This window comes from Mesorhizobium sp. P3_A2, assembly GCF_056403115.1.
The window spans coordinates 789,822-802,741 of the sequence record NZ_JBFUGC010000001.1 but is presented as its reverse complement, the minus strand read 5'-3'; the positions used below and the strand labels follow the sequence as shown (position 1 = coordinate 802,741).

Below are 12,920 nucleotides of genomic sequence, written 5' to 3'. Positions count from 1 at the left end.
GCAATGAACGCCCCAACTCATCTCGCTACGCTTCAGCAACGATTGAATCGTCAAGCAAAATCAGGAGTTGTTGCCATGACTTTCAAGACACTGCTTACGGTTAGCGGACCAAACCGGGGCGAGGGCGACCTGTGCGAACAAGTCGGCGCCCACCGTGACAGTCTCGCCGGCGAGGCAGACGGCGGCCGGCTGCTGACGGTCGCACGCTCGATCCATGCCGACCTGATCGTCCCCAGCGCCTATGGGCATAGCTGTCTGCGGGAATGGGCATTCGGAGGCGTCACCCGCACGCTGATAGAAGAGGGCGACGTCAACCCCTTCATGTCGTATCGATGATCTCGCGTATCGTACCCAGCGAAGTTGACCAGCAATCCGTCCCCGATGGCGGTGCCTATTGGTCGATCGAGACCAATGACCTCCTGCGACTCCTAAAGACGTCTGCCTTGGGCCTTGCCACTTCCGAGGCCGCATCCAGGCTTGCAGAATTCGGCCGAAACACGCCAGCCTCGCTGTCCGGTACGTCGGCGTTGACCGTCTTTGTCCGGCAATTCCGCAGCCCACTGGTCCTGATCCTTATTTTCGCGGCCACTGTGTCGGCTTTCGTCGGCGAGGGGCAGGAGGCTGCAATCATCGGTTCGATCGTGCTGGCAAGCTGTATCCTCAGCTTTACCCAGGAGTACGGCGCGTCGCGTGCCACAGAAGCGCTGAAACGGCGCATTTCGCGAAAGGCTGTCGTGCTGCGTGATGGAATCGAGTGCTCGGTTGCTGCCGAAGATATTGTGCCGGGCGATGTGATCCGGCTTTCTGCCGGAAACCTCATTCCCGCGGACGGTATCATCCTGGACGCGCGCGATTTCAATGTCAGTGAGGCCGTGCTGACCGGCGAAACCTTTCCCGTGGTGAAGGCACCAGGACGGGCGTCGCCAGAGGCCTCCCTCGCACAGCGCACCAACGCGGTCTTCACCGGCACATCGGTCCGCAGTGGCACTGCAACCGTGCTTGCGGTAGCCACCGGCACCAGCACCGAATTTGCATCAATAGCCGCGGCCTTGGAGCGACAAATTCCCGAAACAGGGTTTGCTCAGGGTATCAGGCTGTTCGGCTATCTGATGACCGAGATCATGTTGGCGATTGTCATCCTGGTGTTCTTCGCCAACCTGATGCTCCATCGACCGCTGATTGAATCAATGCTGTTTTCGCTGGCACTCGCGGTTGGTCTAACGCCGGAACTTCTTCCGGCGATCATCAGCGTGACGCTTGCTCGAGGTGCCCGGGCTATGGCGGCCAATGGCGTCATCGTGCGCCGTCTCGACGCCATCGAGAATCTGGGCAGCATGGACGTGCTTTGCACCGACAAGACCGGCACGCTGACGGAAGGCGTGATCCATCTTGACGCATGGCTTGATGTCGACGGCAATTCGTCAACCGACATCCTGCTTTGGGCACGCCTCAATGCGACCCTCCAAACGGGACTGAAGAACCCGCTGGACGAAGCGATCGCAGGTGTACCGGGCGAGGGCGCTTCACTGGCTGCTTTCACCAAGGTCGACGAGATCCCCTATGATTTCATCCGCAAGCGCCTATCCGTTGTCGTGCGGGGCAAGGATGCCGAAGATCTTCTGATCACCAAAGGCGCTGTACTGAATGTCCTCGAAACGTGCGGCTTCGTCAGCACGGCGAAAGGGCTGGAACCCCTCGACGAGAAGCAGCGTGCCGCGATCGACGAGAAATTCCGGCGCTGGAGCGCGGACGGCTACCGCGTCCTGGGCCTGGCAATCCGTCGATTTGAGAGCCGGAAAACGTTCAGCAGGAAAGACGAAATCGATCTCGTCTTCGTGGGCTTCCTGCTTTTCCTCGACCCGCCAAAGGAAGGCGTCAAGGAGACGCTTGCCGAGCTCGCCCATCGCGGCATCGCGGTAAAGGTCATTTCGGGCGACAACCGTTACGTTGCCGCACATCTTGCCCAGGCGGTCGGCTTGCGCGCCGACAGGATCATGACCGGCGAGGAGCTTTCGAAATTGACCAAGAGCGCGCTCTTTGCGGGCGTGCAGAACACCGATCTCTTCGTCGAGATCGACCCCAACCAGAAGGAGCGCATCGTTCAAGCCTTGCGGAGCAGGGGTCATGTCGTCGGTTATCTTGGCGACGGCATCAATGATGCGCCCGCCCTTCATGAGGCAGACATAGGCATGTCGGTCGACACCGCTGTCGATGTCGCGCGCGAAGCGGCCGATATCATCCTGCTCAAGCAAGATCTGGGCGTGCTCGTGCGCGGCGTCGATGACGGCCGCAAGACATTTGCCAACACGATGAAATACATTTCAATTACCACCAGCGCCAATTTCGGCAACATGATCAGCATGGCTGTCGCTTCGCTGTTCCTGCCGTTCCTGCCGCTTCTGGCAAAGCAGATACTGCTCAACAATTTCCTTTCTGACGTTCCTTCGCTTGCCATCGCAAGCGACAACGTCGATGCCGACCAACTGCGCCAGCCTCGCCAATGGGACATCCGTTTTGTGCGGCGGTTCATGATCAGCTTTGGCCTGGTCAGTTCGCTGTTCGACTTCGCGACCTTCGGGTTCCTTCTGTTCTTCGCCCATGTCACCGAGGCAGCATTCCAGACCGCCTGGTTTGTCGAATCGTTGCTGACAGAGCTTGCCATCGTGCTCATTGTGCGCACCCACAGAGCTTTTTGGACAAGCCGTCCGAGCCCGTTGCTCGCCTGGCTTACGTTGGCTGTCGGGGTTGTCGCGATCATCATCCCTTATCTGCCATTTGCAGCTTGGTTCGGCTTCGTGCCACTGCCTCTGCCCGTGCTTACCGGGCTTGTCGCAATCACCGCGCTCTATCTCCTGGCCTCGGAAGCGACCAAGCGCTGGTTCTTTGGACGAGAGAGCCGCCAGTCGCATCGGAAGAGGGCGGGGCAGATGATCCACAGAGGGTCCAAACCTCATGCGGCCTATCCGAGACGATAGGCCGCGTTAGGGAGGACTGAAGCGATGATAAAAAGAAGCGCGGGCATACTGCCCTTTCGTCGATCGGGCACGGGGCTGCAGGTGCTGCTCGTCCATCCGGGCGGCCCCTTCTGGCAAAGCCGCGATCTTGGCGCCTGGTCCATCGCCAAGGGCGAGTATGGCGAAGGTGAATTCCCAGAGGCTGCGGCGCGGCGCGAGTTCCAGGAAGAGACAGGGTGGGGGCCAAATGGAGCCATGCTCAATCTGGGAGAGTTGCGTCAGCGAAAGAGCAAAATCATCACTGCTTTCGCGCTCGAGGGCGATTTCGACACCGCGACCTTGCGCAGCAACATGTTCGAGATGGAATGGCCACGACGCAGCGGACGTGTGCAGTCGTTTCCCGAGGTGGATCGCGGCGAATGGCTGGATCTAGACCTGGCCCGGGTAAAATTGCTTGCCGGTCAGCGGCCCTTCCTCGACCGCCTTGTCGCTTCAGTCGAGCGCGCAGTGCGTCTTTCTTAGAGCCCAAGGGTTGGCATGGCTGCCGCCTGTTGATCGAGATCAACGTATCGCCCCGTCACTTCGGCAATAATGGCCGGCAGACAGGAGTGACCGACATGACCTTCCTCGACTATCTGATGTCAGTCGACGCCAGAACGGCGTTGATGGGCCGCATGATGAAAACACACGGCGTCGACAGACACCTGAAGGTCGTGGCAGACCATGCGGAAGTCACCAATCGGGCGGTGAACCGCTGCCGTGCCTGCGGCCATCAGGATGAATGCTCGATCTGGCTCGATGAACACGAGCACGCCGATGATCCGCCGGACTACTGCCGCAACCGTGACCTTATTGCGCGGCTGCAACACATTTCTGGCGCGCGCTAGCGATTCCAGCGCCGGAACCCAGCGTACGGGAAGAGCCATGCTGTTATCGATCATAGCCGCAATCCTGACGGCCGGCGCCGGACGATGACGCGCAAGCAGAGGCGATTGTCGGTGATCGCGGCAGGATTGACGTTCCTCGGCGCCGCCACCGGGCTGACCTTTTATGCGCTCGGCCAGAAAGCCTCCTATTTCTACATGCCTGGCGATCTCGCCACGGCAAGCGTCCTACCTGGCCAGCGCATCAAGCTCGGTGGCCTCGTCGAAAAAGGCGGACGGCGTCTTCATCGCCGACAGCGTGCTGGCCAAGCATGATGAGCGCTACATGCCCAGGGAAGTGGTCGACGGCGTGAAGGCCAAGGGTGTGTGGCAGGAAAGCGAGAGCAAGTAGTGTCTCATAGGCTGCTGTGAGATATTCGGTGGCGCCGAAGCGACATCGGTCGTTGTGCTTCTCGCCGCCTGTAGTTCCAAGCGAAGAACCGAGGCAATTACACGAGCGACACGTTTTGCGCCCGGGTTTTTGACGAGGGTCAACGCGAACGGGGCTTTTGCAGTCGACAGGTTTACATCCACGGGACCCGGCAGTTTTGGACGCTCTGTTTTTTCTGAAAGCATTTATGCTTTTTCTGGCGCCGGGACCAACCAACGCCCTTTTGCTGGCAGGATCGGTCAAGCGACAGAAGGCGGTGACGCTTTTGCTCGCGCAGGCATGCGGATACGGAATCGCCGCCGCGTGCTGGTTTTCGCTACGATCCTTGATGCCGCCCGGCACTATCCATGTGCTCAGCCTCATTGCGGCCGCATGGCTCGTGGTGCTTGGCCTGCGCCTGATGACGAGCACACGGATCAACGTCTCTACGGAAAGCGACGCCCTTTCTGTCTTGGCAACCAGCGCCCTCAATCCGAAGGCGTTTATCTATTGCCTGGCAATCGTGCCGACAGACGTCGCGCCGCGGGTGCCCGGGATTTTCTGGATCGTGCTGCTGATGATCACGGCCGCAACGGGATCGGCGTGGCTTCTGCTCGGCAGGCGGCTCGGCGAAGACGGGGGAATGGCTGACAGAGTTGCCGGCGCGGCGCTTATCGCATTCGCCCTGTTGTTGCTCCGACCGTTGATAGCGGCAACTGCGATCTAGGATTGATGGTAGCGGCCGCGATCGAGGAACGCGGACATTTCCTTCGACTGTTGGGTCGCGAAATGCGGGTGCTAAATCTTACACTGCTGCGCTACGAGACAAGCACCACCGAGAATGGGTCGGCACAGAAGAGACGGTCTCTGACAGCCCTGACGCCAGCGACGTTTTCGGCGGCGACGATAGCTGCCTGGCGCTCGCGTTCGTCGAAAATCGCTCCGCTCAGTTCGACCATCCCCTTGTCCACGGTTACGTCGATCATGTCCTTGCCGACCCACTTCTGCTTGGCGAGCTCGGCAAGGATAGCGTCCCGGATCTGTACGTCGTCGGTAGACATCGGGGGCGGGGCCGGCGCGACAGCGAGCAATGCGCGCAGCAGATCGGAGCGCGTGACGATGCCGACCACTTTACCGTTGTCGACGACGGGAATGCGTTTCACGCAATGGCGTGTCATGAGCTCGACGATCTCGGACAGGGTTGCGTCGGGAGCCACCGTGACCACATCCGCGGTCATTACCTCCTCGACCCGGCGCCCGTTGGCCTGAACGTATTCATCTGCCGCTCGGCCCGGGCTGACAAGAAACTCCAGCCAGCGCGAGCGCTTGCGCTGAGTGTCGAGCTCTCCCCGGCGCAAGAAATCGCCCTCGCTGATAATGCCAACCAGGGTGCCGTCGTGGCGAATGACGGGAAAGCCGCTGATCTTTTTGGAGAGCATCAACCCGGCCGCCTCCGCGATCGATGCTGACGGGTCTATGCCGACGACTGGCTTGCTCATTATGGCTTCGGCTTGCATGTTCGCTCTCCGGAGTTTCTCCGACCTCCGGCTTCTTAGGCTTCACATGCACGAAGCGCCTTGATCTGAATCATTTTGCCATCGAGGCAAATGGTCCAAAGGTTGGCTCGCAAGTGACGGGCGCGTTCCCGTCAGCCAGCAATCGCGGCCTTGGCGACATTCACGCCAAGCTCGTAGACAAGCAGTCCACCATAGTAGGCCGTCGCCGTGACCAGCATCGTTCCGGCAATTTCGATCAAAGGGATGGCGATCGTCACAGCCCGAAACTCGCGATTCCGTATCCAAAGTGCGAGCCGCACCAGTCCCCAGATAAGGAAGGCAATGGCAGTGATGCCCCCCAGGCTTTCGTGGATCTCCGCGATATCACTGCTGAAGCCGGCCGCTTCGGCATGATCCAGGGCAAGACCTCCGAAGATCCAGGTCCCAACGGCGAACACCCCGGCAGCCAGGGCCACAAAAGTAGAGATCGTACCGGCGCCCGATCTCCTGGTGACGGCGCTGCCGCCAGCGAGCGCCAGAAGGTCGATAGCCGCAAGCGTGTAGATCAGAACGATAGGAAAATGAACAAGAATGGGATGGATGTGCTGAATGGGAACCACGAAAACTCTCCAGAAATTGGTAGGGGCTTGGGACAGTTGCCAGCCTTCCAGCGAGCCTTGGCCGACGACATTTGTGGGCGTTATGCTGGGCGGGCCACGCACTGCGAACGAGAGATCTAGTCGTTTTCGTCGACCTCATCGCCCTGCCGGTCTTCACACGTATCGTCACCACCCTTGATGGCTTTCGGGGTGGTGGCGTCCTGCATCGGAATGGCCTGCAGGTCGATCGGGCCGGATGGGTTAACGGACGATGGCGCCCCACATGATCCTTCGTCCGATTCAGCGGCCGCCGGCAGGACAAAGATTGTGAGGCCTGCAAGTGCTGCAAGGACAAGCATGGAATTGCGCATGGTCTGGTATCCTTCTCGGCGCGGCCATGATTGGACGCGATGATGCCTTGATATGGACCCCTTGCTTGCTGTGGGCTGAGGATGGCTGACAGCAAATTGAAAGCTTCAACGTGCGACATGCCTGGCCAATGAAAATCCAATTGAAGCGTCTGGCGGTGCTGGGTCTCGCCGGACTTGTCCTGGCCATGTCTGCCGCTGCCCGTGCCGATGAGGACGATGACGGCGACCATGACCGGGCGCGGGATTTGTACGAGCACGGCGAAATCAAGGGCCTGGCCGATATACTGGACGTTGTCCGAGCCAAAGCGCCTGGCGATGTTGTTGCGGTCGATCTCATCCGCAAGGCCAACAAATGGGTCTACCGGTTCCAGGTCGTCGGTCCCGATGGCCGGCGAAAGACCGTCGACGTAGACGCCGGTGCCGGTGTCATCATGCGCGATGGCGAGGGTGACTGATGAAGATCCTCTTAGCCGAAGACGAGCCCCGTATCGCTGCCGATATCGCGACCGCCCTCAGGGCATCCGGAATGGCTGTCGATATCGTAAAGGATGGTGAAGCTGCCTGGTTCGCAGGCGATGTCGAGAGTTATGACGCCGCGATTCTGGATCTCGGATTGCCCAAGCTTGATGGCCTCACGATCTTGAAACGTTGGCGAGCCAACGCCCGCCGGTTTCCGGTTCTGATCCTCACCGCAAGGGGGATGTGGACGGAGCGCGTGGAGGGCATCAACTCCGGTGCTGACGACTATCTTCCCAAGCCTTTTGAAATGGAAGAACTGCTCGCCCGGTTGCGGGCGATCCTGCGTCGCTCGGCAGGGCAGGCGACACCCGTTCTGAGATCCGGCCCGCTGCTTCTGGACACGCGCCAGATGCGCATTTCGCTGCGCGGTATTCCCGTTGCTCTTTCGCCGCTGGAGTACCGGCTCCTGGCGTTTCTGATGCATCACGCAGGGCGGGTGGTGGCGCCGACCGAACTGGCTGAGCATCTTTACGATTCAGGCAACGACCGCGATCCGAACGCGATCGAGGTCATTGTAGCGCGGTTGCGACGGAAGCTCGGCAGCGACGTCATCGAAACACGACGCGGGTTCGGGTATCTGATGCCCGATGGTTCCGCCTGATGGGCAACTCGATCCGCTTCAGGCTATGGCTCGCGGCAACGATCTCGATTCTTGTCGCACTCGCCATCGCGGGCGCCGGATTGCGCTATCTGTTCGAACTGCACGTCGAGCGGCGCGTGGTCGGCGAACTGACGGTCGACCTCAACGAATTGATCGGGGCAACGGCATTCACAAGCGATGGCCGCCTTGTCGTGACCCCAGTGCTGACCGACCCGCGTTTCGCCAACCCACTCTCCGGTTACTACTGGCAAGTGGAAGACATCACCACCGGCAGCCTCGAGCGTTCGCGATCATTGTGGGACGCCAAGCTGCTCCTGCCTGCCCGGAGCGCAAGTGGAGAGCTGCGAACGGTCGAGGAGTTCACAGGTCCGGGCGGAGAACTCAGTATTGCGGTCGAGCGTACGATCATCGATGCCGGTGGCCGTTCCTTTCGCGCTATCATGGCGGAAGATCATCGAACCGTTGAGCTATCTGTAAGCGAATATGTTCGTGATCTCGCTCCGGCTCTCCTGATGCTAGCTGCAGTTCTCATGGCCGCGTTTTTCATCCAGATCACCATCGGCCTTGCACCGCTGGAAACCTTGCGGGTCGCCGTCGGAAGCGTGATTGCGCAGCGAACGGCGCGGCTCGATGTGGTGGCACCAAGCGAGGTGCAGCCGCTCGCGGACGAAATCAATCGTCTTCTCGATGCACAGGAGAAGGCGCTTGCGCGAGCCCGCTCGCGCGCCACCGATCTGGCGCATGGCCTCAAGACACCACTGCAAGTGCTGTCGGCCGACATCCGGGCCTTGCGCAAGAAAGGCGAGACGGATCTGGCTGACGAGATCGAAAAGAGCGCCGGAGCGATCCGGCGCCATGTCGAACGGGAGCTCGCACGCGCCCGCCTCGCGCCTGGTGTCTCGGGCAAGGCATCCTGCCTTATGTCTGACGTCGCGGCTGGCGTCATTGCCGTCGTCAAACGGACGCCAAGCGGCAAGCAGCTTTCATTCAAGATGGAGGTCGCGGAAGATCTGATGGCGCCAATCGATGAAGGCGACCTGTCGGAAATCCTCGGTAATCTGGTCGAAAACGCCGCGCGCTATGCAAAGTCGTCAGTCTGTGTCGACGCATCCGCAACGGCCAGCGAGGTGATCGTCACTGTCGCCGATGATGGCCCAGGTATACCGGATGCCGATCGCGAGTCCGCCTTGTCGCGTGGCGTCCAGCTCGACAGCATGGGCGGCAGCGGCGGTCTTGGCCTGGCCATCGTTTCCGACATCGTCGAAGCTTATGGCGGACGCCTTGCCATGGCCAACGCCGATCCGGGTCTGGTCGTGACCATTTCCTTGCCGCGACACAGTTGAGCCTGCTTCAGGCAAAGCCTGGGAAATAGTCGACCTTTATCTTCGAGCGGCGAACGCCCATGGCCAGCAGTTTCTGACGCAGCGCCTTGACCATCGCCTGCGGGCCGGAAATGTAGAAGGTGCGCTCAAGGTAGTCGGGTATTGCCAGACGTATCAGGCGCTCGTCGATGTAGCCGGGATACTGCCCGCGCTTGCCCCCTTGCGCCACAGCGTGGACCGTCTTGATACCAAGTTCCTGCCTGGCCGCGCCAAGCACGTCGCGATAGGCGATATCCTCCTGTCGCTCGGTTCCGTAGAGGATGACGATCGGTCGCCGCTCCTTGCGGTCGAGCAGATATTGCAGCATCGAGCGGAACGGCGTGATGCCGATGCCTCCGGCCAGGAAGGCGATCTTGGTTTCGCGCCGGGTGGGCAGCGTGAAGTCGCCGGCCAGTTGCGCGGCGTGGATCGTGCTACCTGGCTTCATGGTCATCAATTCGCGCTTGAAGGCGCTTGATTGCGGATAGAACTTGACGCCGAGGCGGACCGTTTCCTCCGTCGGTGCCGAGGCGACGGTGAAATAACGGCGGTTGCCGCGATTGTCGGCACGATCGATGCCGAGCGTCCATTCGAGATACTGGCCGGCCTCGAAGGCGAGATTGCGCGGCGACCGGAAGATGAAGTCAGAGCTGTCGACGGCCGATTGCTCGATGCGCTCCAGGGTCAGCACGAAGCGTCCCTTCGGTCCTGCCGCATAGGCAAACAGGTTGCCGGCCAGCAGCGCCAGTTCCGGCGTGAAATAGAACGAGCCGACATGGATGTTGGGAGCAAACAAAAAGCCGACGATGGCGGCAAAGGCGATGCGCGGCCATCGCATCGTCGGTGCCGTCAGCGGCTCTGTCAGCATCACAAAGGCAAAGAACAGCAGAGGCGATGAACCCAGTGTCTCCGTAAGTGCGGTCCAGTACTGCGACGGATCGCTGGTTGCCAGAATGGTCGCCAGCGCCACGACCACGAAGGTCGAGACAAGCTCAAGCCGGCGCAGTTTCCGGACAATGAGCATGCCGCCGATGAGCACGAGTGGAAGCAACGGCAGATTGCCGCCAACCCACCATGTGGCCGGTTGGTTGAGCAGCAGCGCCGACAGCGCCACGCCCAGAGCGGCCGGATTGAAAAGGTGCTTCCGGCCGATGGCGAGAATGAACTTGGATGAAATCGCCCAGACGGACGCGAATGCCACCGCCGCGATCCCCCTTATGTCTGTGACCGCTACCGGATCGAGGATGAGCGCCAGGATAAGGGCGGTGATGTAGACAGACTCGTTGTTGGCTGGGACTGCAAAGATTCGCGCAAAGACCTTGTTGGTGATCCAGCAGGCCGCCAGCGCCAATGCCGTCGTGAGGGCGAGCGCAATCGGATCATGTGGCACCAGCTTGACGAAGCCGAGCACGAACGCTGCGCCAACCAGCGCCATCAGATAGTAGAGGACCAGCCGGTACATGGTCAGATGATCGAGAACTCGGTCGATGGTCTTGATCATGGCAGGCAAAGGGCTCCGAACCCGGTTGTCGGCGTGGCGCGGCCATTGGCGTGGACGACATACCCCTCCAGGCCAGGCGTCTGCTCGATGAAGAGAATGCCGTCCCGGCCCATGGCGAAGGCAGCAGTGGCGAAACGATCGGCTTCGAGCACATCGGCGCCGATGACGGTCAGACTGACGATCTCCTGGATCGCGCTGCCAATTCCATGCGGGTTGTAGATGTGTTGACCCCGCACATAGGTTCCGGAGGTCGCCACACCGCGACCGCGGGGATAGACGATCTTTACGATCTCGTCCGCATTGAAGGGATTGCGGATGCCGACGCTCCAGTCATAGCCCGATGCATTCTTGCCGCAGGACTGGATATCGCCGCCCGCCTCGATGAAGAAGTCACTGATGCCGGCCCTTTGAACGATGCTTGCAGCGTTGCGGATGGCCCAGCCCTTGACGATGCCGGAAGGATCGAGCGACCCGTCGGGCTTGCGAATATCGAAGTATCCGTTCGTCTGCTCTTTCGTCTGTTGGGCAAGAGCGAACACTTCCGCCATCTCGCCGCTCCAGTCGATGACCGGAACGTCGCCGCGGTTGATGGCCGCGATCTCGCTGTCGGCCCGGTATGTGCTGAAGCGCTGGTCGATATCTTCGAAATAGCCGAAGACCGTGTCGATCAGCTCACCGGCCGACGTTCCACCGATGTCGACCGTGATGGGCATGCCCATCAAAATTCGCGTGTCGCGCATGGGCCTACGACGACGCTTTCTTCAGCGCGCCGCGCAGCGACTGGATGAAAGCCCTGCTGGTCAGGGTCGCGCCCGAAATAATGTCGACATTGGCGCTTTGGGCGCTGATCGCTTCGTCGCGCAGCATGGGCAGCGCCTGCCTGTTGATACTGACGGAGGTGCGGCGGTCGGAGGGATATTTCAGCACTTTCAGCGCCGTAAGCTGCCCGCCCTGTACGAGGGCCTGAATCTGGATGATGCCGTAGTAGGCATCGGCCGTCGGGCCGGTGTAGACGCCATCGGTATAACCATGCGCCGCGAGCTTCATGCCCACCCGGACGACCCGTGCTGATGCATCCGGATATGCCGGCCTCGGCTGCGGGACTGGTATGTAGATGGCGGGCGTCACGGCGAATGAAGGCGCTGACGACGCAGGATCCGTGACAGCCGGCGTCACTGGCTGCGCCGGTGGCGGAGGCAACGGTTGTGGCGTCACCGGAACTACTGTCTGCTTGACTGGATCATTTGGCCGTTCGGCGGGTACGGCTATGCCAGCCGTCGTTTCCCGGACAATCGGGAACCTTGTTCTGAACCGGGGATCGAGGGACGCCGGCGAGGTGCGGAGCACCGGCGCGGCTGCGGCAGGCACCTCTGTCGCGTCTGCCGGCAGCGCCGAATCCAGCGCATCGTCGGCAGGCCGGTTGCCGGCCTGATCCCAGACATAGGCGCCGGAGGCGGCGATCACCAAAAGTGAGAGGGCAATCTGTTTCATCGGAATTGGGTTTCCACATTGAACCTTGCAGAGGTGACCCATCTGGGCCGCTTGGGATGCAATATCCCACGACCTAGCTGACAACTGGCTGTCAGCCAGGGTCGTGCTGCGGGCGTGTGAATGCTCATGGGGACGGCAAATTGACTTGTCCCAGATCAAGGTTGTCGCATAAGCAGCAAGCTAGGAAGGTTCTCGAACGAGGTGGCTGCCTATGACTGTTGCCAACGAGCCGGTCGGATACACCGGAACCCAGATATTGCTGCATTGGACAATCGCGGTGCTGATCGTCCTGCAGCTTGTAATCGGTGAGGACATCAAGCCGGCTTACCGGGCGTTCTCGCGCGGCGTCGAACCTGCAGCTGGCGACATCTTCAATGCGAACATTCATGTCTATGTCGGTATGGCTGTTCTGGTGCTGGCGATCTGGCGGCTTGCGGTCCGTCTAAGGTATGGTGTGCCGGCGGCGGCGCCCGAAGAAAGTCTCTTGCAGAAACGGATTGCCGCGGCGGCCCATTCCCTGCTGTATCTTTTCATTTTCGGGATGCCGATTACCGGGGCGCTGGCATGGTACTTCAGCTTACGAGCGATGGGTGAGATTCACGAACTTGCCAAGCCGGTAATCATCATTGTCGTCGGCCTCCATGGCGCTGCGGCGCTATGGCAGCATTTCTATGTGAAATCGGATGTGCTGGTCAGAATGCTGCGACCTGCTGAACGGCGTACGCCGTGATGCC

Annotated in this window: 15 protein-coding genes and 1 pseudogene; 10 read left to right on the top strand and 6 right to left on the bottom strand. The window is 60.5% G+C overall.

Annotated elements, in window-relative coordinates:
• The first annotated feature begins 75 nt into the window (after positions 1-75).
• The 6 genes and pseudogenes from AC1DXM_RS03785 (at position 76) to AC1DXM_RS03760 (ending at position 4,974) form a co-directional block, all read left to right on the top strand.
• On the top strand, positions 76-336 hold the full coding sequence (locus AC1DXM_RS03785; protein ID WP_477231813.1) for a hypothetical protein: 261 nt from the start codon (positions 76-78) through the stop codon (positions 334-336).
• Entirely contained in the window at positions 333-2,975 is a 2,643-nt protein-coding gene (mgtA, locus tag AC1DXM_RS03780; RefSeq protein ID WP_477231971.1) for a magnesium-translocating P-type ATPase, read from the top strand. The genes AC1DXM_RS03785 and mgtA overlap by 4 nt, the downstream gene beginning before the upstream one ends.
• Before the next feature lie 24 nt (positions 2,976-2,999).
• Positions 3,000-3,476, top strand: coding sequence for an NUDIX hydrolase (locus tag AC1DXM_RS03775; RefSeq protein ID WP_477231812.1), 477 nt, complete (start codon positions 3,000-3,002; stop codon positions 3,474-3,476).
• Positions 3,477-3,571: 95 nt separating this feature from the next.
• Positions 3,572-3,841, top strand: a complete 270-nt coding sequence (locus AC1DXM_RS03770) for a DUF6455 family protein (RefSeq protein WP_477231811.1) — start codon at positions 3,572-3,574, stop codon at positions 3,839-3,841.
• 84 nt (positions 3,842-3,925) lie between these two features.
• Positions 3,926-4,229: pseudogene (locus AC1DXM_RS03765) on the top strand (hypothetical protein).
• 196 nt (positions 4,230-4,425) lie between these two features.
• Positions 4,426-4,974, top strand: a complete 549-nt coding sequence (locus AC1DXM_RS03760; RefSeq protein ID WP_477231810.1) for a hypothetical protein — start codon at positions 4,426-4,428, stop codon at positions 4,972-4,974.
• A gap of 91 nt (positions 4,975-5,065) precedes the next feature.
• Here AC1DXM_RS03760 and AC1DXM_RS03755 read toward each other — a convergent pair whose 3' ends face one another.
• The 3 genes from AC1DXM_RS03755 to AC1DXM_RS03745 all read right to left on the bottom strand — a co-directional run bounded on the left by AC1DXM_RS03755 (position 5,066) and on the right by AC1DXM_RS03745 (position 6,713).
• Positions 5,066-5,764, bottom strand: coding sequence for a CBS domain-containing protein (locus AC1DXM_RS03755; protein WP_477231809.1), 699 nt, complete (start codon positions 5,762-5,764; stop codon positions 5,066-5,068).
• 131 nt (positions 5,765-5,895) lie between these two features.
• Positions 5,896-6,363, bottom strand: coding sequence for a DUF2231 domain-containing protein (locus tag AC1DXM_RS03750; RefSeq protein ID WP_477231808.1), 468 nt, complete (start codon positions 6,361-6,363; stop codon positions 5,896-5,898).
• A 116-nt stretch (positions 6,364-6,479) separates the two neighbouring features.
• On the bottom strand, positions 6,480-6,713 hold the full coding sequence (locus AC1DXM_RS03745) for a hypothetical protein (protein WP_477231807.1): 234 nt from the start codon (positions 6,711-6,713) through the stop codon (positions 6,480-6,482).
• Positions 6,714-6,841: 128 nt separating this feature from the next.
• Between AC1DXM_RS03745 and AC1DXM_RS03740 the strand changes: the two genes are divergently transcribed.
• From AC1DXM_RS03740 to AC1DXM_RS03730, 3 genes are read left to right on the top strand one after another with little or no spacing between them, the layout of a single operon-like run.
• Entirely contained in the window at positions 6,842-7,168 is a 327-nt protein-coding gene (locus tag AC1DXM_RS03740) for a PepSY domain-containing protein (protein ID WP_477231806.1), read from the top strand.
• A complete protein-coding gene (locus tag AC1DXM_RS03735) occupies positions 7,168-7,833 on the top strand; it encodes a response regulator transcription factor (protein ID WP_477231805.1) in 666 nt (221 codons plus the stop codon). Before AC1DXM_RS03740 ends, AC1DXM_RS03735 begins: the two co-directional genes overlap by 1 nt.
• Positions 7,833-9,176 carry an ATP-binding protein gene (locus tag AC1DXM_RS03730; protein ID WP_477231804.1) on the top strand — a complete coding sequence of 448 codons (1,344 nt, stop codon included), beginning with the start codon at positions 7,833-7,835 and terminating at the stop codon, positions 9,174-9,176. The genes AC1DXM_RS03735 and AC1DXM_RS03730 overlap by 1 nt, the downstream gene beginning before the upstream one ends.
• 7 nt (positions 9,177-9,183) lie before the next feature.
• On the opposite strand, the gene AC1DXM_RS03725 is transcribed toward AC1DXM_RS03730, so the two are convergent.
• Genes AC1DXM_RS03725 through AC1DXM_RS03715 form a run of 3 tightly spaced genes read right to left on the bottom strand, consistent with a single transcriptional unit; the run spans position 9,184 to position 12,186 of the window.
• Positions 9,184-10,695 (bottom strand): RnfABCDGE type electron transport complex subunit D, encoded by a 1,512-nt coding sequence (locus AC1DXM_RS03725; protein WP_477231803.1) that lies wholly within the window; start codon positions 10,693-10,695, stop codon positions 9,184-9,186.
• Positions 10,692-11,414 carry an FAD:protein FMN transferase gene (locus tag AC1DXM_RS03720; protein ID WP_477231802.1) on the bottom strand — a complete coding sequence of 241 codons (723 nt, stop codon included), beginning with the start codon at positions 11,412-11,414 and terminating at the stop codon, positions 10,692-10,694. Before AC1DXM_RS03720 ends, AC1DXM_RS03725 begins: the two co-directional genes overlap by 4 nt.
• A gap of 25 nt (positions 11,415-11,439) precedes the next feature.
• Entirely contained in the window at positions 11,440-12,186 is a 747-nt protein-coding gene (locus tag AC1DXM_RS03715; protein WP_477231801.1) for an FMN-binding protein, read from the bottom strand.
• Positions 12,187-12,397: 211 nt separating this feature from the next.
• On the opposite strand from AC1DXM_RS03715, the gene AC1DXM_RS03710 reads away from it, so the two are divergent.
• On the top strand, positions 12,398-12,916 hold the full coding sequence (locus AC1DXM_RS03710) for a cytochrome b (protein WP_477231800.1): 519 nt from the start codon (positions 12,398-12,400) through the stop codon (positions 12,914-12,916).
• Positions 12,917-12,920: the final 4 nt, after the last annotated feature.